Here is a 20,419-nt window from a genome sequence, read left to right as displayed (position 1 = left end):
ACATGCCACTCATACATGCCACTCATGCGCCGGGCGCAACATCCGTCGGAGTGGGCGAGCCGTCGTGCGAAAGCCGGATGTGCAGCCTGTGCATCTTCCGGTACAACGTGTTGCGGCTGATGCCCAGCGTCTTCGCGACGTTGCTCACGTTCCAGCGATGTTCGTCGAGCATCGCGAGCACTGTTTCGCGCTCCTTGACCTGGATTGCGTTGAGCGCGGAAAGATCGGTGTCGTCGTCGAATGGCGGCGCGGGCGCGTGTGCCGGTCCGGCGAGCGCGGGAGCCCCTGCGCGCGGATGCGCGGCGTTGTTGCCGCTGCTGTTACCACTGCTGTTGCGGCCGTTGCCGTTGATCTCGCCGACGATCTCCGCCGGCAGATGCGCGCATCGGATGTCCGGCCCGTCGCACAGCGCGATTGCCATTTGCAGCACGTGCCGCAGTTGCCGGATGTTGCCCGGCCACGCGTAGTTGAGCAGCACGTGGCGCGCTTCGGCGCTGAGTTCGGGCGGATCGTCGGATTCGCTTTCCAGCAGATGATGAATGAGCGGTAGCAGATCGGCGCGCTCGCACAGCGGCGGCAGATTGATTTCGATGCCGTTCAGGCGGTAGTACAGGTCTTCGCGGAAGAGTCCGCGCTGCACGAGATCGAGCAGATTGCGGTGGCTCGCGCTGATCAGCTGGAAGTCGACCTTGATCGTCGTTTCCGCGCCGAGCGGCGTCACCTCGTGCTCTTCCAGCACGCGCAGCAGGCGCGCCTGCAAGGCCATCGGCATGTCGCCGATCTCGTCGAGGAACAGCGTGCCGTTGTTCGCCTGCACGATCTTGCCGCGCCGTCCTTCGCGCTGCGCGCCCGTGAACGCGCCCGCGCGATAGCCGAACAGCTCGCTTTCGATCAGCGTTTCAGGCAGTGACGCGCAGTTCACCGCGACGAAGCTGCCCGCCGCGTTCGGGCTGATGCTGTGCAGCGCATTCGCGAACACTTCCTTGCCCGTGCCCGTCTGGCCTCTGAGGATGATCGGGATCTTCCGCTGGATCACGCGCGCGGCCAGCTGGCTTTGCGCGGCCATGCGCGGATCGCCGAATTCCAGATGCGACAGCTTGTCGAGTCCCGCTGCGGCGGGTTTCGCGTCGCGTGCGTCGCGCGTGCTCTTCGTGCGCGCACTGCGATTGATCGACACGTCGCTCCAGGGCCCGCGTGCGATGCCCGACGTTGCGTGATTCGCGCCCGCAAGCGTGGTTGCGTCGCGCGGCGTCTGCGCGATCAGGAAGAAGCGGTTGTTCGCATGCGCGCTATACACGGTGATCGGATGGAACGAGCCGCGTATGCTGCGCGCGATCATGTCTTCGAGCGTCGCGCTGAACGCTTCTTCGATGCGCTTGCCGCACAGCTGGTCGGGCGAGCGCAGGTCGAGCTGGAACAGCGCGCTGCGATTGGCCGCGAGCACGACGCCTTCGTCGTCGACGGCGAGCTTGCCCGCGTGCAGCGTGCCGACGAACTCGGGACGGCTATGGAAGTGGACCGTGTTCGCGCGCCGGTAGCGCGAGTCGATCAGCCGGTTCTCGATCATCTGCCGCGACATGCCGACGAGCACGAGCGAATGCTGCTGCAGCATCTTCGAGCGGCTCGTCACGTCGAGCACGCCGACTATCGAGCCGCGTTCGTCGAAGATCGGCGCGGCCGAGCAGGTGAGCGACGTATAGCGCGGATAGAAATGCTCGTGCTGGTAGACGGCGAGGCATTCGCGCTCGGTGAGGCACGTGCCCATGCCGTTCGTGCCCGCTTCGCGCTCGCTCCAGACGGCCCCCGCGCGCAGTCCGTCGGCGGCGACCGTCTCGCCGAACGGCACCGACGAAACCTGATGGACGATCACGCCGTTCGCATCGACGAGAATCACGGCCAGTTCCGGATCGGCGAGCTGCTGATAGAGCGTCGTCATCTCCAGTTTCGAGCAGGCGATCAGATCGCCCGCTGCTTCGCGGGCCATGCTCAGTTCGTGCTCCGTGAGCACCGGGGGCATCACGAAACGTCCGGGGTCCAGGCCGAATTCGACGAGGCAGCGCGTCCACGACTGCGCCACCGACGGGCTCATCGAACACGTGGCAGACTTGTTGTTGACGATGTTCAGTACATCCCGGACGTGCGAATCTATGTCAACGAGCGATGACATCAGGGGCGTCTCCGATGCGTCCGGCTCGATACCCGCTTCGACATGCGAAGCGCGACGGCCGGCGCTGTATGTAAGTGTTTCCCCGTGTACTTCGATGTGCCGCGCGTCTGTCGCGCGCGTGGATGAACCGCTTGATATGTCGATTGAATGCCTTTAACAGCACTCAGCAATCACTGTACAACCCGTGTCGCGATACATCAATAAATAGTCGTACCAGTATGGGCCAGTGCGCGTGCTTTTTGCTTCGCATTACCAGTCGGGGTTTTCCTGCATCAGAGGCCGATGGAACCCGGCAACGCGCCGCGGCGCTGCGCGCGGCTTCATCAACGACGATGCGCCCACGGTGGAGCACACACATGGACCGTTTCAATCCAGCCAGCAATCCTCTCCATTTCACTGTCGTGCTGCCGTCGAGCGCGCGCCCGATGCCCGCGCCCGCCGAGCGGACCGAACCGGCCACTGCGCCGCGCGTCGCGCTCGACATCGTGTATATCGAGGGATTCGTCGCGCAGACGGTGATCGGCATCGACACCGACGAACTGCACGAGCCGCAGCCCATCCAGCTGGATCTGTCGATCGGCGTGCCGTCGCTGCGCGCGTGCGAGACGGATCAGATCGGCGATACGGTCAATTACGCCGCCGTGCGCGCGGAACTGCACACGCTTCTTGCAACGCACAAAGTCCAGTTGCTGGAGGCGCTGGCCGAGCGGATCGCGCAACTGCTGATCGCTAGATTCGGCGCGCACTGGGTACGCGTGAAGCTGTGCAAGCCCGCGAAGTTCGACGACGTCGCCGCCGTCGGCGTGATCATCGAACGGCGGCGCGGCGACGGCCACGCATAATACGCACGCACGCGTTATGCCCGCCGGTGTCGGCGGGTCGTCAACTGCGCAACTGCACCACTACGCGTTGCCCGTCTCGATCGGCCGCTGCGCGGGTTTCACCGCGCACGCATCACTTCGATGCGGAAGGCGAGGGCTTCGCGAGCCCGCATGACTGATAGGCCTCTTCCTGCAACGCGCGATACTTTTTGGTCTGCGCGCGCGCACGGTCGACGCGGAATTCGTTGCCGCCTTCGCCGCCGAGCGACGCGTACTTCGAGAAGGTCATCTGCTCGACGTATTCGTCATAGGGGAGCGCGGCCGCGATCTTGTCGATCGCGCACGAGCACTTGTAGACGTTGGCGAAATCGTGGCCGTTGTCGTCCATGCAGCCGAGCACGTATTCGACGCGGCCTTGCGTCGGGTAGTCGTAGCCTTTGGCAGGTGGCGCGCCGCCGCCGGCGGAACCGGCCGCCGACGCGAGTGGCGCGATGAGCGAAACACACGCGAGCGCCGCGACCGCGATGCCCGCGCGACAACATGAGGTCATGTCGAAGCCTCTGCTTGAGCGTTCTGCATACATCGATATTAGCGCGCGGCGCGAGGCGCCGCAGAACGCTTCCGTCCTGCCGCGCCTCGCGCACGCAACACGCCTGTCACTATCCGGACTGTGCTTCAACGCGCGTTAGTTCGGCGCGAACGGGTGCGCGGCGCTCGACTTCTTCGCGACGACTTCGGCGGCGTTCGGTTCGCCTGCTACCGCGCGCTGGAGCGCTTCGCGCGTCGCCTTGTAGTTGAACTCCTGGATCTTCTTGTCGTCGTCGGCTTCCCAGTGGATGAAGACGCCGACGCAGATGAACAGGTCATCGGCTTCGTCCTTCGGGATCGTGCCGTCTTCGACGCAATCCGCAACGGCGAGCGCCACGGCATGCTGCGCCGGGCCGAACATCTGCACCGCCTGCTTGGCGCCCTTGATCGTCACCTTGTTGAACAACACGGTATTGGGCTTCGTCATCAGGTTTGGCGCGACGACGGCGAGCAGCGAAGTGAAGCCGTCCTTGTTGTTGGTGAGCGCGTGGCAGAAAGCCGACTCGGCGGCGGAGCCTCTCGGCCCGATCAGCAAATCGATGTGGGCCACTTCGTTGCCTTCGCCGATAAGCGACTCGCCTACCATGACGCGGTTGATCTTGGCCATGCTGTTCCTCCAATGATTGGGATCTGTCGACGTGGGACGAACTCGCGACGCGTGGAGCCCGCCGCGAGTTGTATGAGGGGGACGCACCGCGTTCTCGTCTAACAGGAAACATGCCAATCGGCGTTTTCGTGCGTTTTGCCTGCGTTTTGCGCCCTTCGTTCCGGGCTAGCCGCGCCCGCTTGCGAAGCGCAGCGGATCGAGCAGCGCGGCGATAAAGAGCGTGGCGACAGTCAGGTCGGCGCTCGTGCCCGGGTTAAGGCCTTGCGCCTTCAGTTCGGCGTCCCATGCATCGAGTTGCGCGACGCTCTGCGCGTCGTCCGTCGCGCGCCATCGAGCGTGACGCCGGCGTGCCTCGCGCGTGACACTTTGCGCCACTGCCGCGCCATGCTTGCGCACTATGTGCGAGTCGGGCCACGTGCCGAGGAACGTGAGGAACACATCGAGCGTGAGCGCGGCGGGCGTCGCGCGATGCGACTTCGCGATCGCGTCGAGGCCCGCGCCGAACACATCCGCGAAGCCGTTCGCGTATTGACGCGCGATGCTGTCGCGATCGGCGGCGAGCGCCATCGCCGCGCGCAGATCGACGGTCGGCGGCGCGTGCACCGATTGATCGGGTGCGTCGCCGAGCCCGCCCGGATTCGCCAGCGCGATCGCGCGATAGGCGGCGCGCGCGTCGTCCACCGTGAGCGCGGCGAGCACGCGTTCGGCGCAGCGGTGCCATTCCGACGCCTGCAATGCGCGATGCTTCGGGATGCCGGCGATTTCCAGCGCGGCTGCAAGCGGCGCGATCAGCAGCACGATGCCGAGGTTCGTATTGCAGCCGGCGACCTGCTGCGTGCGCGTCACCGCATCGAGAATGCGCGCGCCGACGCTCGCACCTCGCGCGAACAGCGCGGGCGCGGCGGCCTCGGCGCTGTCGATGAACTGCACGGCTTCCATCCCATGCCCCGCGCTGGCGATGCTGACGTTGCCCGGCTTCGCCGTTTCGACGTCGAGACGGCACGCGCGCAGAAAGGCGTCGGGCGCGCGCGAGAGCGGATCGTCAGCGGCCTGCATGGAGCGGCAATGCAGCAGGCGCCGCCGCGCGGCTGCCCGCGAGCTTGCGGTCCAGCAGATCGTCGACGAGCGCCGCCGCAATATCGATCGACGTCACCGACTGCAATCCGCGCCATGCGGCGACGCCGTTCACTTCGAGCACGAGCGGCACGCCGGCGTCATCGGGCATCGACGGGTCGGGGATCAGATCGACGCCCGCGTAGTCGAGGCCGAGCGCCGCCGTCGCGCGTTCGGCGAGGGCCGCGAGTGTCGGATCGAGCGCGCTGGGTTCGCATTGCGCGCCGCGCGCGACGTTGTGTATCCAGCCGCGGCCGCCGACGCGCCGCATTGCGGCCACCGCGCGGCCGCCGATCACCAGCACGCGCCAGTCGAAGCCCGCGCGGCTTGCGCTCGTGCCGCGGGTTGCGCCACCGACGCTGCCCGCGCCCGCTGTGTCGACAAACCTCTGCAGATAAGCGACCTGCTGATAGCCGCGCAGCGACGGCAACGGCTTGAGCGTGCCGTCGCGCGCCGCGCTCGCGCCGAGCCGCCGCAGCCCCTTGCCTTGCGAGCCGAACAGCGGCTTGAGCACGACCTGATGGCGCGCGGCCGTCTCGCGCATCAGCACGCGCTGCGCGAACGCCGCCGATTCCGTCGCCCATGCGGCGGGCGTCGGCACGCCGGCGCGATGCAGCAGAAAGCTCGTCATCGACTTGTCGACGCTGCGCTCGATCGCGCGCGCGTCGTTATAGACGGGGATGCCGCATTCGCGCAGCGCATGCAGGATGCCGAGACGCAGCGTCACCTGCTCGAACGTGCCGCCCGCGATGCCGCGCACGAAGACGGCATCGGGCAGCTCGCGCGCGAAGCCGGGAATCGCGAGGCCATACGGGGACCACGTCGTGTCGATGCGGCACGTGGCCAGATCGACGCAGCGCGCCTCCACGCCGCGCGCGCGAAACGCCTTCTTGAGGCGTCCCGTGTGCCAGCCGGTTTCGTCCGTCATGATCGCGACGCGCAGTCCGCCCGCCAGCAGTTCGCCCGATCGCGGATCGCTCATGGCGCCCCCGGCGTGGTGACGCCCGGCGTGCCGGGCCCGGCGGCGTTTTCATCGGAGGGATCGTCGGCGGAAGCGAACGCGTCGCCTTGCCACAGCGCTTGCAGCAACGCTGCGTCGAGCCGCCCGCCGCGATACGTGGTGCCGCTTTCGAGACTGCTCACCCATACTTCGGCGGGCGCGAACAGCGACGGGTCGATCTGATAGAAGTCGTGGTTGAACGACGCGAAGATGTCGGCGAAGGGGCGGCCATAGTCGCGCGAATTCGACGACGGCAACTCGGCCGCGAGCCGCCGCGCGACGGCATCGCGCGTCACCGTCAGATGCACGCGTCCGCCGTACAGGATCGCGTCGTTTGTGCGGCCCATCGCGGCGAGCCCGTCGGGCGCGGGCAGCGGCAGCGGCGCGGTGCCGCTCGCTTCGACGATCTCCGCGAGCGGCACGCCGAGCACATGCGTCTTGTGCAGCGCGACTTCGACGACGCGCGCGACGACCTGCACTGTCCCTGCGACAGAATGTGTCGGCGTGACGATCACGGTCAGCCGCTCGGGCGCGAGGCCGCAATCGTTGACGATTTTTTCCAGCACCGCTTGCGGCGGCGGCTGGCCGACTTCCATCACGAGCACGCCCGCGTCGTGACGATCGCGATAGCCGAGTTCGTCGAAGAGCGTCTCCTTGCCCGCGAGCGCGCGTGCCGGACCGGAGCCGAGCGAGAAGAACTTCTTGCCGTTGTTCTGCTCCTTGGTCGCGGACAGGCTCCAGCCCGCGTACTGGCTGCCGAGGCACGCGAGCACGGGCGACGACGTGTGCACTTCGATCGTCGCGGGCCAGAGCGGCTCGAGTTCGGTGCTCACGCGCGTCTCGATGCGGCCGAGGCCGCCCATGCAGATGCGCGCGATCAGTACGCCCGCTTCCGCGCAGCCGGGCGACGAGACACCCGCATCGACGATGGTCGGCCCGAACGCATGGCGCGACGACGCGATGCGCAGCCGCGCTGCGTCGGTCAGAAGCTGCGCGACGAGCGGCGCGGCGGATGCGTTGACGCTGGGCGCATCGCGGGCGATGGGCGGTGGATGACGGTCGGGTTCAGCCATGTCAGTCGACGGATTCATGGGAGGGCTCGAGGCAAATTTCAATGCGTTGCAGGAGACGTTGCGTATGCCGTTGCAGCTCGCGTTGCAGCGCGGCGCGCGAATCGCCCGTGACGAGCACGGTGCAGACGGGCTGCCCCGCTTCGATCCGCGTGCCCGCGTTCGGGATGTCGTGGCAGACGGGATCGACGTACAAGGCGTCGCTGAAGCGGCGCGTGGCCGTGAACGCTTCGGGCGCGAACACGACCTGTTGCGCGACGCGGCACGAAGGCGCGTTCATCGGCGTATTCATCGGCGTATTCGTGCGAGCGGCGGGCAGGCGATCGTCCAGACAGGCGTCGATGTGCGCGGCGAGCAGACCGCGCGGCCACGCGTCGCGCGACGCGCGTTCGTACAGCGCCATCGTCGACGATGGCCGCGCGTTGACTTCGAGCACGCTGACGTCATCGCCGTCGAGCAGGAAATCGAGGCTATGAAGTCCGCGCAGATTCGCGCGCGATGCAATCGAGCGCACGGCGAAGCCGATCTGTTCCGTCACGCGCGCGGGCAGATCGATCGGTCCGAGCGAACCTGCATGCACATAAGGCAACGCGCCGCTCGCAACACAAAGCTGCTCCGCGTAGCCGACGATCGACGCTTCACGCCGCGCGGCGATAAAGAGCGCCGACATCGAAAGCCCTGCGCTCATTCGCTGGAAGTAGCGGGAAGAGTCGGCTTCTGCATCGGCGTTTGCGTCTGCGTCTGCGTTTGCCGCCGCGCGGATATGCGTGCCGCCGCAGCCATCGGCCTGCTTGCGCAGCCACCCTTCGGGACGCTCGGGCCGCTCGAGCGCCACATCGGGATGCGCGATGCCGAGTTCATCGAGCATCGCGAAGAAGCGCCGCGGCTCGCGCACGGCGGCGGTCGCATCGGCATCGTTGCCGATCAGCCGGGGCAGCTGCGCTGCGTGTTGCAGGACGTCGATATGCGGTTCGAGGCCGCTGCCCGTCACGAAACCGAGCAGACGCGGCAAGCGCGCAACACGCTGCAGCGCGGCCCGCAATTTGCCGCGATCGATCGACAGGCCCTGTCCGCCGATATCGATCCACAGCTTCGAGTAAAGCCGCGTGTCGCGGTCGCCGAACAGATCGAGCGCGGCCACCTGATAACCCGCATGCGCCGCCGACTGCGCGAGCATGCGCGCCGACAGCCCCGCCACCGCGACGAACGGCGCGCTCCCGTCGGGCTGCGCGCGCGGCTCGGCGAAGTGGCCGGCGGTCGCGGACATCACGGACATCACGTCGTTCCTCAGCGCACTAGCTGCGCTCGGCGACGACGGCGCGCGCCTCGTCGAACGCTTCCACGAAGCCCAGGTAGGCGGGCTTGCCGGCCGTGCGCATCCGCGTGAACAGGCGATGCTCGACCTGGTACTTCACGTTGCCGATCGCAAGCGCGCCGATGCCGATCGCGTCCGGCCGCGCGGCGCCCGCAAGCGGCTTGCCGTCGTCCATCACGTTCACGCCCGCGATGCCTTCGGGCGGCACCGCGTTGACGTCGGCGGCGACGACGAGCCGCCGCGCGTGCGCGAGATCGGCGGCGCTCACGACCTGCACGCCCGCCGTCGCCGTTGCGAAGACGATATCGGCGCGCGCGAGCGCGGCATGCAGCGTATCGGGCGTGCTCGTGCCGACGCCCGTCGTCCGGATGGCGAAGCGTTCGTCGACGTCCTGGCTCGCGCGTTCGGCGCGCGCCGCATCGGAGTGGCTCGCGATGGAGACATGCGCACCGAGCGTCGCCGCGATGGCCGCCGTGATCCGTCCGACGGCGCCCGTGCCGCCGAGTATCAGCACCTGCTTGTCCTTCAGTTCTTCGCCGTACTGCGCTTTCAGATGACATTCGACGAGCGCGACGAGCGCCGCCGACGTCGTATATGCGCCGCTCGGATCGGCGAACACGGAGACTTCGAACGGCGGCACCATCGCTTCGCGCGCGCGGTCGAGCATGTCGGCGGCGAGCATCACGTCGCGCCCGCCGATGAAGATGCCCGTGCGCGACACGCCTTTCGGGCCGCGCGAGAAGATCGCGTCCTGCGTCAGCTGCACGACGTTGCGCACGTCGACCTCGCAGTACGGCACGAGAATCTGATAACCGGCATCGGCGGCCATGTTGACGTCGAACGGACTCATCTGCGGCGTCGGCGTGAACATGTGCAGGATGTAAGGCCTTTCAGTGGTTGTGGACATGGCGTGGGCTCATTGGGGGGAGTCGGTAGCGGGGCGTGCGCGATCCGTCGGGACACGCAGATTCGATCCGGCGGCAGGGGCGGCGATTCGGGCTGAATGGGCTGATTCCCGTTGATTGGCGCTCATCGGGCGGCTCATCGGGCGGGTCATCGTGCGTCCACGCCGAAATGCGGCTGCTGGACGGCATAGAAGCGCGCGCCGTAATTGCGGCCGCGCGTGACCGAGCACACGATGCCCGGAAACGCGCGCGTCGCCGCGCGCGCGGCGGCGAGCGCCTCGTCGGCGCGTTGCGCGCTTTGCACGAACGCGAAGCCCGTCGGCCCCCACGAACTTTGCCCGAGGCCCGCCGTCTGGTTCGCGCCGATCGCCCGCAACGCGGCCGCGACGGCGCGACTGGAATACACGCCGCCTTGCACGGGCGCGAAGTACTCGCCGATCGACTGCTGGATCGCGCTGACGCCGGCCGCGAACGAATCGAAATCGTCTTGCGCCATGCCGGGCAGCACGCGCATCAGCAACTGGTGGCACACGTGCGCGGCGAGTTCCTGCGGGAAGGGCGGCAACGCGGCGAGGCCGCGCCGCTCGTCTTCGCCGTGCAGGCCTTCGCGAGTGGTGTCGTCGATCAGCACGATGCGCCAGTCGTCGGGAAAGGGCTGGCGCGCAAGCAGCGGCGGCAGCATCGCGGCGCGGGACGCCGACGATCCCGTATGTGCGCCGCTGCGGGATGCCGCGTGGCCCGGGCCGCCATCGACGATCAGCCCGCCGTGATCGAAGCCGAGCACGCCGATGCCGGAGCGCGCGCCGCGTCCGAGCCGTAGCGCGAGTTCCGCGCTCGTCGCGTCGATGCCCGCGAGACGCGCATACGCCGTCGCGACCGCGAGCGCGAGCTGCGTGCCCGAGCCAACGCCGCAATGGGCGCGCGCGGCCTGTTCCACTGCGATGGAAACGGGCGGCCCGCCGTATGCGTCGTGCAGCAGCGCCAGATAGCGCTCGATGCGCTCGCGCTGCGCGGGTGTGGGCTCGCCTTCGATCAGCCGGTCGTCGGCGTGCCGCGCGGTGACGCGCGTGCAGCAGCCTTCGATCACGACGCCGACGCTGCCGAACGCGCGTCCGAGCGATGCGCCCGGATCGAGAAAGCCCATGTGCAGGCGGCCTGGCGCTTCGACGGTGATCGCGGAGAGGGCTGGCAAGGCCGACGTGCGTTCGGATGACATCCGCATGCGAAGCTTCCTTGTCGAATGGGGTGTGCGTGGGGCGGCCAGACGAGCCGGGACGTTCCCATCGTCAGGCAAGAGCCGTACCACGGGCGATGGGGCGAATATCGGCGCGGGCCTCGACGCCTTCCGGCAGCCCTGCGCGGCGGCATCGCGGCGATACGGCGGCGATGTGGCGGCGATATGGCTACGATGTGGCGGCACCATCGCAGCGGCATCGCGCGCGGCCAGCGACGTGCTCGCAGCGACATCGCGTGTCGAATGCGATACAGCCCTGACACAGCCGCGATACAGCCGCGTTACACATGTCCGCAACGCGGCGCGTCGCTGCACGATCGCGTCACGGCCCGTCACGCGCGGCTCGCTGCAAAACGGCAGCGCCGCGCTTCATGCGCGCGCGGCGGCTGGGCCACGCGCGCCGTTTTCGCCGCGTCGGCTCCTTGATGCTTCAACTCTTCGGCGCGTCGTACTTGATATAGCGGAAACGCTGATCGTCCGACGGCGTGCCTTCGAGCGGACCGCCTTCCTTGCCCGGCTGCCACTGGATCACTTCCTCGATCTTGCGGGCGAGCGTGAAGTCCTTGTCCGTGATGCCCTTAGCCGTGTGCGTCTTCAGCTTCACGATGACGAACGCATACGACACCGTCAGATCCGGGTGATGCCACGCGGCCTCGGCGAGGTGGCCGACCGCGTTGACCACCATCAGCGTGCCTTTCCAGCTTTCCGTGCGGTACTTGCGCCGCAGCCAGCCGTCTTCCAGATACCAGTGCTGCAACGGGCCTTCGAGCCTCTTCTGGATTTCCTCGTCGGAATACACCTGTTCGCTTTGCGTCATGGCGGGCCTCCGCTCGTGTGATGTGATGGATCTGCATATGGAAGCTTAGTGCCGATGGCGATTCGATGCCGGCCTCCGTTTCGAAGCAAAGCCGATTGCAATCCGCTGACATGCGCCCCAGCCGTGCAATGGATTGTTTGCGTATCTGACACAGTATGTCTCGCCGCCGCTTGCGAAGCGGAACACGTTGACGCCACAGCGCCACGTGGCGGCGTGCGATTGGCGTGCGGCCACGACCGGCATGGAATATGCGATCCGCCGTCATACGCATGAGTCGGGCAATGGACCCGGCCCAGCACAAGGCGTTACCTGCATCCAGAGGCGCGGCTGGAGCGACCCGGTAGCGTGTCATCGGTAACTGGACGGTTTAACCAGTACATCATTCTGGAGGAGACATGAACGTACGCACCCTGGTTCTCGGACTGGCGGTGTTCGTTGCGACGGCGCTGAACTCGTTCCTGGCCTATGCCGATCCGCAACTGGACTCGCTGCTCAAGAACCCCTCGAATTGGGCGTCGCAGGCAGGTGACTATGCGAATCACCGGTACAGCCCGCTCAAGCAGATCAACGAAAGCAATGTCGGCAAACTCCAGGTCGCCTGGACGATGTCGACGGGTGTGCTGCGCGGTCACGAAGGCTCGCCTCTCGTGATCGGCGACACGATGTATATCCACTCACCGTTCCCCAACAAGGTCATCGCGATCAGCCTCAAGGATCAGACCTTCCTGTGGCAGTACGAGCCGAAGCAGGACTCGGCCGTGATCTCCGTGATGTGCTGCGATACCGTCAACCGCGGGCTCGCATACGGCGACGGCAAGATTTTCCTGCAACAGGCGGATACGACGCTCGTCGCGCTGAACGCGAAGACGGGCGACGTCGTCTGGAAAGCGCAGAACGGCAATCCGAAGGCGGGTGAAACCAACACCAACGCGCCGCACGTATTCGGCGACAAGGTGCTGACGGGCATCTCCGGCGGCGAGTTCGGCGTGCGCGGGCGTCTGATCGCCTACGACATCAAGACGGGCAAGCAGGCATGGATCGCCTACAGCACGGGCCCCGACAACGAGATGCTGCTCGATCCGCAACAGACGATGACCTGGGCCGACGGCAAGCTGCAGCCGGTAGGCGCGGACTCGTCGATCAAGAGCTGGAAGGGCGATCAGTGGAAGCTCGGCGGCGGCACCACGTGGGGCTGGTACGCGTGGGACCCGAAGCTGAATCTCGTCTACTACGGCACGGGCAATCCGGGCACGTGGAATCCGACGCAGCGTCCCGGCGACAACAAGTGGTCGATGTCGATCTTCGCGCGCGACCTGAATACGGGCAAGGCGAAGTGGGTCTATCAGATGACGCCGCACGACGAGTGGGACTATGACGGCGTCAACGAGATGATCCTCGCCGACATCGCAGTGAACGGCAAGAAGACGCCCGCGATCGTGCACTTCGACCGCAACGGCTTCGGCTACACGCTCAATCGCGAGACAGGCGAACTGCTGGTTGCGCAGAAGTACGACCCGGCCGTGAACTGGGCGGATAGCGTCGACCTGAAGAGCGGTCTTCCCATCCGCAACGCAACGTATTCGACGCAGAAAGCGGGCCCCGACCACAACGTGAAGGGCATCTGCCCGGCCGCGCTGGGTTCGAAGGACGAGCAGCCGGCGGCATTCGATCCGTCGTCGAGTCTGTTCCTCGTGCCGACGAATCACGTGTGCATGGACTATGAGCCGTTCGACGTCGATTACGTGTCGGGACAACCCTATGTCGGCGCAACGCTGTCGATGTATCCCGGTCCTAACGAAAACGGCGCAATGGGCAATTTCATCGCGTGGGATGCGTCGAAGGGCAAGATCGTCTGGTCGAAGCCGGAACGGTTCTCGGTGTGGTCGGGCGCGCTGGCGACGGCGGGCGGCATCGTCTTCTACGGCACGCTGGAAGGCTACATCAAGGCAGTTCGGATCAAGGACGGCAAGGAGCTGTGGAAGTTCAAGACGCCGTCGGGAATCATCGGCAACGTGTTCACGTATCAGTATCAGGGCAAGCAGTTCATCGGCGTGTACTCGGGCATCGGCGGCTGGGCGGGCATCGGCATGGCAGCCGGCCTGCAGAAGTCGACGGAAGGCCTGGGCGCTGTCGGTGGCTACCGCGAACTGGCGAAGTACACGGCCCTCGGCGGCACGCTGTTCGTGTTCGCCATTCCGGGCGAAAAGGGCTGATTCAGGCCTGGTTCAGGACTGACCCTGAAGCAGTTCCGCAGCAGCAGTGACGTAGCCGAAGACGCCCGCATGCGGTCTTCGGCTTCGATGAAAACTCGAGGCGGCGCCGGCGGCGCGTCGAACGCAGACGCGCCGCACGGCAGTCACCTTGCAGTCGCAGAGCAGGTCAAGAGCAGTTCAATCGAAAACACGCAACGACGTTGCGTGGGACCAGAGTAAGGGAGACGAACGCATGAAAGGCCGTGTTGTGCTGTCGCTTGCAGGTACGTTGCTGGGATTGGGCGCATTACCTGTCGTTATGACCAATAGCTGGGGGCAGTCGTCGGGCGCGCCTCAGGTCCAGCAGGTCGCCTACAAGGTCGTCGATGGCGACAAGGTCGACAACAATACCCTGTTGGGCTGGAAGACATGGCGTGCGCTTGCCTGTGAGCGCTGTCATGGCGCGAAGCAGGAGGGCCTCGTGGGCCCGTCGCTGATCGACGCGTTCAAGACGCTCGACAAGAACGAATTTCACCGTACCGTATTCGGCGGACGTGTCGACAAGGGCATGCCCGACTTCAGTTCGAGTTCGATGATGCAGAAGAACTGGGAAAACCTCTACGCGTACCTGAAGGGCCGCTCCGACGGCAAGATCAAACCGGGCGATCTGCAGGCGATCGATGCAAAATGAGCTTCACGACGTCACGTCATGTGATTCTTCGTGACGCGCTTACGTGAGTGACGTGAGTGACCGTATGCCGAGCATCGCATGACGCTAACCCGGGAGACCTTTATGTCCGATCGCAGACGTTTAGCCGTCCATGTTGCCTGTGCCATGCTGACGCTGTGCTGGGCCTGTGCTGGTGGGCCAGCCGCTCGCGCGCAGGGTGCGCCCGCGCCGGATCTGCCGAACAACGACGGCGCCGACAAGGTGTTGCGCGTGTGCGCCGATCCGAACAACATGCCGCTCTCGAACGAGAAGGGCGAGGGCTATGAGAACAAGATTGCGGCCGCGATGGCCAAAGACTTCGGCTACAAGCTCGAATACACGTATTTCCCGCAGCGCATGGGCTTCGTGCGGCATACGCTGCGCGAGAAGCTGCCCAACACCGAGCAGTTCAAGTGCGACCTCGTGATCGGCGTGCCGCACGGCTACGACATGACAGCGACCACGCGGCCCTGGCTGCACTCGACCTACGCGATGGTGTTCCAGAAACGCCCTGAGTTCGCGAACATCAACACGCCGACCGATCTGCTGAAGCTGCCGCCCGATCAGCTGAAGAAGCTGAAGCTCGGCATCTTCACGCAGACGCCTGCCGTCGACTGGCTGCTGTCGAACAATCTGATCGACCAGGCCGTGTCGTATCGCGCGCAAAGCGGCGACCCGAACGCGTTTCCCGGCGAGATGATCCAGCGCGATCTGGCGCAGGGCAAGGTCGACGTGGTGTTCGTCTGGGGGCCGATTGCGGGCTACTTCGCGAAGCAGGCGAGCGATCGCGTGAAGCTCGTGCCGTTCCCGCCGCAGCCGGGCATCCGCTTCGACTATGAAATCTCGATGGGCGTGCGCAACGGCGAGAAAGCATGGCACGACAAGATCGACCAGTGGATCGCCACGCATCAGGGCAACATCGACCAGATTCTGACCAGCTACGACGTGCCGCTGCTGCCGCTGGCGAGCGCACCCGTCGCGACGGATTCGCCGAAATGATGCGCAAGCCGGCACGATGCGCACGCGCGCTTGCACGTGCGCTTGCCGTGCGCGGCGCTGTTGCGACGGCGGCGATGACGGCGGTCGCGGTGCCGCCCGGCGTGTCGGTGGCCGTGTCGACGGTTGCGTCGATGGCTGTGCCGCAGGCCGCGTTCGCCGCCGATACGACACCCATCGCGCCCGCCGAAAAGCTGCTGTTTCTCACGCCGCATCTGCACGGCGTCGCGTCGCAGACGGAGCTCGACTATTCGCTGGTCGTATCGGCGCCGCCCGAGAAGTCGACGGACCGGGTTCGCGTGCTCGTCGCGAGCGACGACAACGCGAAGAGCGACGCGACTGTTACCGATGCGCACGGCAAGGCGACGTTGCCCGGCGATCTGCCGTGCAACCCGATCATTCTGTATTTTCTCGAACGCGACATCGCGGAGATGGAGCAGTCGACGGGCGGACAGCGTCGCTACTTCCAGCAACGCGTGCGGCTCGCGCTCGCGGCGGGGCCGCCCGTCACGGATGCGACGGCGCAGGTGGACGGCAAGCCGGTGAAGGCGCGCAAGATCGTGATTCAACCGTATCTGAACGATCCGAACGCGGAGCGTTTTCCGCAGTACACGAGCAAGCGCTATACGTTCATCCTCGCGGATGGCGTGCCTGGCGGCGTGTCGTTGCTGCTGACCGAGGTGCCCGGCGACAACGGCGATTTCACGCATCCCGTGAAGACGGAATCGGTGAGCTACGAGACGTCGGTGCGCAAGCTGTCGCCGCCCGCGCACGGCGCGCCTTCGACACCGAATACACCGAAGGCACCGAAGACACCCGCCAATGCACCGCGTGCGAGCCGCTGATTTTCGCTGAACCTGGATGGACGCTGCGTGACATGACGGGCGGCGTGCTCGCTGCCCGTCGAAACGCGTTTGGGAAAACGCATCATGAATCTGATCCGCTCGCTGACGCTCAGGCAACTGCAGATCTTCGTGATCGCAAGCCGTCTGCCGAGCTTCGCGCGCGCGGCGGAAGAATTGCATCTGACGCAGCCCGCCGTGTCGATGCAGATCCGGCAACTGGAAGAGGCGATCGGCATGCCGCTGTTCGAGCGCATCGCGCGGCGGCTGACGCTGACGGAAGCGGGCGAGCGTCTGTCACATCACGCGAGCCGCATTCTCGGCGAGATCAAGGACGCCGAGGACACGATGTCCTCGCTCGCGCAGGCCGACAGTGGCACGATCGCGGTGAGCATCGTGAGTTCGGCGACTTACTTCGCGCCGAAGCTGCTGGCGCTGTATTCGAAGCAGTTTCCGAAGGTCGACGTGCATTTTTCAGTCGGGAATCGCGAGACGCTGCTGAGGCTGTTGCAGGACAACGCAACCGATCTCGCGATCATGGGTCGCCCGCCGCCGGAGCTGGGCACGACAGCCGAGCCGCTTGCGTACCATCCGCATGTGATCATCGCGCCTGTTAGGCATCCGTTGCGTCACGCGCGCCGTTTCGATTTGCAGGAGCTGGCGGGCGATACGTTTTTGCTGCGCGAGCCGGGCTCGGGCACGCGCGCCGTTGCCGAACATACGTTCCGGCAGCATCTGTTCACGCCGGCGCGCTGCGTGACGCTCGGCAGCAACGAAACGATCAAGCAGGCCGTGATGGCGGGCATGGGTGTGAGCCTGATTTCGCTGCATACGCTCGCGCTCGAACTGCGCACCGGCGAGATCGCGCTGCTCGACGTGAACGGCACGCCCGTCGAGCGCACGTGGCAGATCGTGCATCTGAGCTCGAAGCAACTGTCGCCGACGTGCGTGATGTTTCGACGCTTTCTGCTCGAACATGCGGAGCCGTTTCTCGAACAGGAGTATGCGAAGTTGATGCGGCCGTTGTCGTCGGCGACTGCGCAGCGTGCGCGCAGTGCGAAGCGGGTGGAGAAGGTGGAGCGGGGGTGAGCGTGGGGTCGGCCCTCGGACGCTACCGCGCGGATGCAAGCTTGAGGAGCAAGCGCAGCTGATCAGGCTTGCTGTGGAGCGGCATCCATTATCGGCGGCCGAACGGGAGCGGCCGCCGTGTGGTCCCTGTGTTGCCGCCGTGTGGTCCCTGTGTTGCCTCTGTGTCGCCCCTGTGTTGCCTCTGTGTCGCGTGCACTACTCGCGTGCACTACGTATGTGTCGCCGTGCGGCCCGTCGCCGTACGCTTGCCGCGATTCACGTGTTGGCCGATGTGGGTTTGCGAGTGAATGCTCGCGCGATCGGCGGCCCGGTCTTGTCCCTTGTCGCGGTCGGCCGCGACGTGGCCGTTGGTATTGGCGAGCCCCTTGGCGCTCATGTGGCTCGCCGACATGCCGCCCGCGTGGCCCATGCCGGCTCCGACGCCGGCGCCATGGCCTCCACCGTTTTCGCCGCCGTTGCCTCCGCTTCCGCCGCCGTTGCCCCCACCGTTACCACCACCATTGCCCCCGCCCTGAGCAAATGCAGGCACGGACGCGCAGGCCAGGAAAAACACCGCCGCGGCCACGGCCGTCTTCGATCGAACCATTGCTGTCTCCCTGATGCCGTTTCGGATGCAACGGATTGTATGAGCGGCCGTGAGGTGTGGGTGTGCGAATGTGTAATCGTCTGTAAATGCTGTTTCGAGGCTGTGGGGTGGGGGCTGGATGGTTCGCTCGCGATAGCAAGCCGCCTCTTTGCGGATCGCTGCAATATGCTGTCGGGAGATGCAGGCGGCTCCATACGATTGCATGGCCTGATAAAAGCGTGATGCACAGAACAGGCATCCTCATTTATTTTGACGCACGCCGAAAGCCCTGTTCATACGCCCGCCGTGCCAACCGTCCCCCCAACCTCGCTCTCCCTCTTCGGCCGCCGGACGGCACGCACTTTCCCGCTGCCCCCGCCGCCGCAGAAAAACCGGTCTGCACCATCGGACTCGAGTCCCGACACCATCACCCCTTCCGGCATCTCGACCATTTCGAGCACTTCGCCCGTACGCGGATCGACATGCCGCAAGTCGCTCTCGTCGCCTTCCCACGTGCCGTGCCACAGTTCTCCGTCGACCCACGTCACGCCCGTCACGAAGCGGTTCGATTCGATGGTGCGAAGAATCGCCCCTGTCTGCGGATCGACCTGATGGATCTTCCGCTCGCGATACTGCCCAACCCACAGCGATCCCTCCGCCCACGCGAGCCCCGAGTTGCTGCCGGCGGGCGCGGGGATCGTCGCGAGCACGCTGCCCGTCTGCGGATCGACCTTCTGGATGCGGCCGTCGGCGATCTGAAACAGGTGCTGGCCGTCGAACGCCGTACCCGCGTCCGCGTCGACGCCGATCGAGCGCGTCGTCTGTCCGCTTTCGGGGTCCAGCGCCTGTAGCGTGTCGCCGGTGCCGAACCAGACGTTCCGGCCGTCATACGTGACGCCATGCACGCTGTCGATGCCCGGAAAGGGTCCATATTCACGCACGATTTCAGCGGCTGATCGATTCATGCTGCCATCCTGGTCGGTGAAGAAGTGAAAGGGGGCGGTGAAGGTGGTCGGTGAAGCGTCGAGCCTCTCATGCTAGTCGATGGGTAGCGGCGTGGGGAGTAACAATGGTCGGTGAAGCGTCGAGCCTCTCATGCTAGTCGATGGGTAGCGGCGTGGGGAGTAACAAAGCCGTCGCGAATCCGGGCATCGGCGGCGTCATCCAGCGGCGCGCGCGCCCGCGCCCGAACGACTGCACCTTGCCGGCCGCCGCAAGCGAATCGAGCGCGCGCTGCACCGTGCGCTGGCTCGCGCCGAGCGCAAGCGCGAGCGCCGAGCTCGACCACGATTCGCCATCGGCGAGAAAAGCGAGCATCGCCGCGTGTTCTTCTTCGACGGGCCGCGCGAGCACGACGACCTCGGGCGCGCGCCGTGGCACGAGCGCAAAGCCGCGCCGCGTCGCCGTGACGTCGGCGAGTGCGCCGAGCATCGTCCGCAGCCGTCCCATCTCTACGCGCAGGCGCGCGCGATGCGACTCGTCGGCGTGCTTCATCCGGAATGCGCGCGCGATGAGCGTATCGCGCGGCACGTCGGCGGGCCACGCCTCCGCGAGCACGCGGGCGAGATTGAACAGCACGGGACGCGTCGCGAGCGCGACGACACTGCCCGCATCGCGCACGAGGTTCCTGCATGCATCGACGACGAGCGCGTTCGACGCCATCAGCGCCTCCACTTCGTCGAGCAGCAGGAGCCGTTCTTCGCCACGCGCGATCAGCCGCGCAGCCGGCGAGTCCAGCAGACGCGCAGCGCTTTCGACCTCGGCCGTAAGTCCCGGAATGCCCGCGTGACGGGCAGCGCGCCCGGCGCGAGCGAGCGCGGCGCGTGCCGTCTTCGTGCGCAGCCGGCGCATCGCGATGCCCGCCACGATCAGCTCGTGCGCGGCGCTCGAAGCGGGCGGGAAGGGCGCGGGATCGAATCCGTCGAGCAGGCGCTCGGCCTCGCCGAGACGGCCGATCAGTAGCAGGCGCCTGACTTCGAGATACCGCGCATGCGCGGCGTTGAGATGGTCGCCGTGCGCTTCGAGCGTCGCGCGCGCGGCGTCGAGCGATTTCGCGGGCCAGCCGAGGTCGCGCGAAGCCAGCGCGATTTCGGCTTCGGCGACGATGCATCGCGCGCGTGCGACGGCCTCTTTGGGACCGAAGGCGCGCGCCGCGCTTCGCACGAGCGCCTTCGCGCGAACGAGATCGCCGAGCTGCGCCATCGCGATGCCGCGCAGCGCGAGCGCGGGCGCGTCGTCGCGCAACGCGACGCGGTTCAGCGCGCCGAGGGGATCACCTGCCGCGAGCGCGCGCGCCGCAGCGGCGATGAGTGCGTCCATCCGAATCCCGTCACATTTGTCACTCCCATCCATCCGATGGGCGGCCCTAATCTAGCACACGTCGATTCAC

The 20,419-nt window shown here is 66.3% G+C and carries 19 protein-coding genes; 6 read left to right on the top strand and 13 right to left on the bottom strand.

What is annotated here, in order from left to right:
* Window positions 1-22: 22 nt before the first annotated feature.
* The gene (locus tag VSR68_RS04610; RefSeq protein ID WP_342938660.1) at window positions 23-2,167 is read right to left on the bottom strand and encodes a sigma-54-dependent Fis family transcriptional regulator; all 2,145 of its coding nucleotides are present in this window, start codon (window positions 2,165-2,167) and stop codon (window positions 23-25) included.
* A 356-nt stretch (window positions 2,168-2,523) separates the two neighbouring features.
* Between VSR68_RS04610 and VSR68_RS04605 the strand changes: the two genes are divergently transcribed.
* Window positions 2,524-3,009: a dihydroneopterin aldolase gene (locus VSR68_RS04605; protein ID WP_342938659.1), complete on the top strand. Its 486-nt coding sequence runs from the start codon at window positions 2,524-2,526 to the stop codon at window positions 3,007-3,009.
* A 112-nt stretch (window positions 3,010-3,121) separates the two neighbouring features.
* On the opposite strand, the gene VSR68_RS04600 is transcribed toward VSR68_RS04605, so the two are convergent.
* From VSR68_RS04600 to VSR68_RS04560, 9 genes are all read right to left on the bottom strand, one after another.
* Entirely contained in the window at window positions 3,122-3,538 is a 417-nt protein-coding gene (locus VSR68_RS04600; RefSeq protein WP_342938658.1) for a hypothetical protein, read from the bottom strand.
* Between the two features lie 135 nt (window positions 3,539-3,673).
* Window positions 3,674-4,183 carry a formaldehyde-activating enzyme gene (gene fae / locus VSR68_RS04595; protein WP_342938657.1) on the bottom strand — a complete coding sequence of 170 codons (510 nt, stop codon included), beginning with the start codon at window positions 4,181-4,183 and terminating at the stop codon, window positions 3,674-3,676.
* Window positions 4,184-4,348: 165 nt separating this feature from the next.
* A complete protein-coding gene (locus VSR68_RS04590) occupies window positions 4,349-5,239 on the bottom strand; it encodes a triphosphoribosyl-dephospho-CoA synthase (RefSeq protein WP_342938656.1) in 891 nt (296 codons plus the stop codon).
* Window positions 5,226-6,278, bottom strand: coding sequence for a RimK family alpha-L-glutamate ligase (locus VSR68_RS04585; protein WP_342938655.1), 1,053 nt, complete (start codon window positions 6,276-6,278; stop codon window positions 5,226-5,228). Before VSR68_RS04585 ends, VSR68_RS04590 begins: the two co-directional genes overlap by 14 nt.
* Window positions 6,275-7,387, bottom strand: a complete 1,113-nt coding sequence (mch, locus tag VSR68_RS04580; RefSeq protein WP_342938654.1) for a methenyltetrahydromethanopterin cyclohydrolase — start codon at window positions 7,385-7,387, stop codon at window positions 6,275-6,277. The genes VSR68_RS04585 and mch overlap by 4 nt, the downstream gene beginning before the upstream one ends.
* Window positions 7,371-8,633, bottom strand: coding sequence for an ATP-grasp domain-containing protein (locus VSR68_RS04575; protein WP_342938978.1), 1,263 nt, complete (start codon window positions 8,631-8,633; stop codon window positions 7,371-7,373). Before VSR68_RS04575 ends, mch begins: the two co-directional genes overlap by 17 nt.
* A gap of 28 nt (window positions 8,634-8,661) precedes the next feature.
* Window positions 8,662-9,588, bottom strand: coding sequence for an NAD(P)-dependent methylenetetrahydromethanopterin dehydrogenase (locus VSR68_RS04570; protein ID WP_342938653.1), 927 nt, complete (start codon window positions 9,586-9,588; stop codon window positions 8,662-8,664).
* Window positions 9,589-9,734: 146 nt separating this feature from the next.
* Window positions 9,735-10,808, bottom strand: a complete 1,074-nt coding sequence (locus VSR68_RS04565; protein ID WP_342938652.1) for a beta-ribofuranosylaminobenzene 5'-phosphate synthase family protein — start codon at window positions 10,806-10,808, stop codon at window positions 9,735-9,737.
* Between the two features lie 442 nt (window positions 10,809-11,250).
* On the bottom strand, window positions 11,251-11,637 hold the full coding sequence (locus VSR68_RS04560; RefSeq protein WP_342938651.1) for a 4a-hydroxytetrahydrobiopterin dehydratase: 387 nt from the start codon (window positions 11,635-11,637) through the stop codon (window positions 11,251-11,253).
* A 395-nt stretch (window positions 11,638-12,032) separates the two neighbouring features.
* Between VSR68_RS04560 and VSR68_RS04555 the strand changes: the two genes are divergently transcribed.
* From VSR68_RS04555 to VSR68_RS04535, 5 genes are all read left to right on the top strand, one after another.
* Window positions 12,033-13,850, top strand: coding sequence for a methanol/ethanol family PQQ-dependent dehydrogenase (locus VSR68_RS04555; protein WP_342938650.1), 1,818 nt, complete (start codon window positions 12,033-12,035; stop codon window positions 13,848-13,850).
* A 232-nt stretch (window positions 13,851-14,082) separates the two neighbouring features.
* The gene (locus tag VSR68_RS04550; RefSeq protein ID WP_090870416.1) at window positions 14,083-14,520 is read left to right on the top strand and encodes a c-type cytochrome; all 438 of its coding nucleotides are present in this window, start codon (window positions 14,083-14,085) and stop codon (window positions 14,518-14,520) included.
* A 102-nt stretch (window positions 14,521-14,622) separates the two neighbouring features.
* Window positions 14,623-15,537: a substrate-binding domain-containing protein gene (locus VSR68_RS04545; RefSeq protein ID WP_342938649.1), complete on the top strand. Its 915-nt coding sequence runs from the start codon at window positions 14,623-14,625 to the stop codon at window positions 15,535-15,537.
* Window positions 15,534-16,379 (top strand): hypothetical protein, encoded by an 846-nt coding sequence (locus VSR68_RS04540; protein ID WP_342938648.1) that lies wholly within the window; start codon window positions 15,534-15,536, stop codon window positions 16,377-16,379. The genes VSR68_RS04545 and VSR68_RS04540 overlap by 4 nt, the downstream gene beginning before the upstream one ends.
* Before the next feature lie 84 nt (window positions 16,380-16,463).
* The gene (locus VSR68_RS04535; protein WP_342938647.1) at window positions 16,464-17,465 is read left to right on the top strand and encodes a LysR family transcriptional regulator; all 1,002 of its coding nucleotides are present in this window, start codon (window positions 16,464-16,466) and stop codon (window positions 17,463-17,465) included.
* 208 nt (window positions 17,466-17,673) lie between these two features.
* On the opposite strand, the gene VSR68_RS04530 is transcribed toward VSR68_RS04535, so the two are convergent.
* The 3 genes from VSR68_RS04530 to VSR68_RS04520 all read right to left on the bottom strand — a co-directional run bounded on the left by VSR68_RS04530 (window position 17,674) and on the right by VSR68_RS04520 (window position 20,349).
* Window positions 17,674-18,051: a hypothetical protein gene (locus VSR68_RS04530; protein ID WP_342938646.1), complete on the bottom strand. Its 378-nt coding sequence runs from the start codon at window positions 18,049-18,051 to the stop codon at window positions 17,674-17,676.
* Window positions 18,052-18,323: 272 nt separating this feature from the next.
* Window positions 18,324-18,995 carry a DUF6923 family protein gene (locus tag VSR68_RS04525; protein WP_342938645.1) on the bottom strand — a complete coding sequence of 224 codons (672 nt, stop codon included), beginning with the start codon at window positions 18,993-18,995 and terminating at the stop codon, window positions 18,324-18,326.
* Between the two features lie 133 nt (window positions 18,996-19,128).
* Window positions 19,129-20,349, bottom strand: coding sequence for a helix-turn-helix domain-containing protein (locus tag VSR68_RS04520; protein WP_342938644.1), 1,221 nt, complete (start codon window positions 20,347-20,349; stop codon window positions 19,129-19,131).
* Between the last annotated feature and the right edge of the window lie 70 nt (window positions 20,350-20,419).

Origin of the sequence: Paraburkholderia phymatum, assembly GCF_038900715.1 — a bacterium.
Classification (GTDB): Bacteria; Pseudomonadota; Gammaproteobacteria; order Burkholderiales; family Burkholderiaceae; genus Paraburkholderia; species Paraburkholderia phymatum_A.
Note: the sequence above shows the minus strand (reverse complement) of the source record. Positions and strands in the feature narration are given on the sequence as shown.

Coding starts and splice junctions, on each gene's coding strand:
- VSR68_RS04545 (WP_342938649.1), top strand. CDS start 14,623: ATGTCCGATCGCAGACGTTTAGCCGTCCATGTTGCCTGTGCCATGCTG.
- VSR68_RS04600 (WP_342938658.1), bottom strand. CDS start 3,538: ATGACCTCATGTTGTCGCGCGGGCATCGCGGTCGCGGCGCTCGCGTGT.
- VSR68_RS04605 (WP_342938659.1), top strand. CDS start 2,524: ATGGACCGTTTCAATCCAGCCAGCAATCCTCTCCATTTCACTGTCGTG.
- VSR68_RS04575 (WP_342938978.1), bottom strand. CDS start 8,633: ATGTCCGCGACCGCCGGCCACTTCGCCGAGCCGCGCGCGCAGCCCGAC.
- VSR68_RS04590 (WP_342938656.1), bottom strand. CDS start 5,239: ATGCAGGCCGCTGACGATCCGCTCTCGCGCGCGCCCGACGCCTTTCTG.
- VSR68_RS04585 (WP_342938655.1), bottom strand. CDS start 6,278: ATGAGCGATCCGCGATCGGGCGAACTGCTGGCGGGCGGACTGCGCGTC.
- VSR68_RS04550 (WP_090870416.1), top strand. CDS start 14,083: ATGAAAGGCCGTGTTGTGCTGTCGCTTGCAGGTACGTTGCTGGGATTG.
- VSR68_RS04520 (WP_342938644.1), bottom strand. CDS start 20,349: ATGGACGCACTCATCGCCGCTGCGGCGCGCGCGCTCGCGGCAGGTGAT.
- fae (WP_342938657.1), bottom strand. CDS start 4,183: ATGGCCAAGATCAACCGCGTCATGGTAGGCGAGTCGCTTATCGGCGAA.
- VSR68_RS04565 (WP_342938652.1), bottom strand. CDS start 10,808: ATGCGGATGTCATCCGAACGCACGTCGGCCTTGCCAGCCCTCTCCGCG.
- VSR68_RS04570 (WP_342938653.1), bottom strand. CDS start 9,588: ATGTCCACAACCACTGAAAGGCCTTACATCCTGCACATGTTCACGCCG.
- VSR68_RS04540 (WP_342938648.1), top strand. CDS start 15,534: ATGATGCGCAAGCCGGCACGATGCGCACGCGCGCTTGCACGTGCGCTT.
- VSR68_RS04555 (WP_342938650.1), top strand. CDS start 12,033: ATGAACGTACGCACCCTGGTTCTCGGACTGGCGGTGTTCGTTGCGACG.
- VSR68_RS04525 (WP_342938645.1), bottom strand. CDS start 18,995: ATGAATCGATCAGCCGCTGAAATCGTGCGTGAATATGGACCCTTTCCG.
- VSR68_RS04560 (WP_342938651.1), bottom strand. CDS start 11,637: ATGACGCAAAGCGAACAGGTGTATTCCGACGAGGAAATCCAGAAGAGG.
- VSR68_RS04530 (WP_342938646.1), bottom strand. CDS start 18,051: ATGGTTCGATCGAAGACGGCCGTGGCCGCGGCGGTGTTTTTCCTGGCC.
- mch (WP_342938654.1), bottom strand. CDS start 7,387: ATGAATCCGTCGACTGACATGGCTGAACCCGACCGTCATCCACCGCCC.
- VSR68_RS04535 (WP_342938647.1), top strand. CDS start 16,464: ATGAATCTGATCCGCTCGCTGACGCTCAGGCAACTGCAGATCTTCGTG.
- VSR68_RS04610 (WP_342938660.1), bottom strand. CDS start 2,167: ATGTCATCGCTCGTTGACATAGATTCGCACGTCCGGGATGTACTGAAC.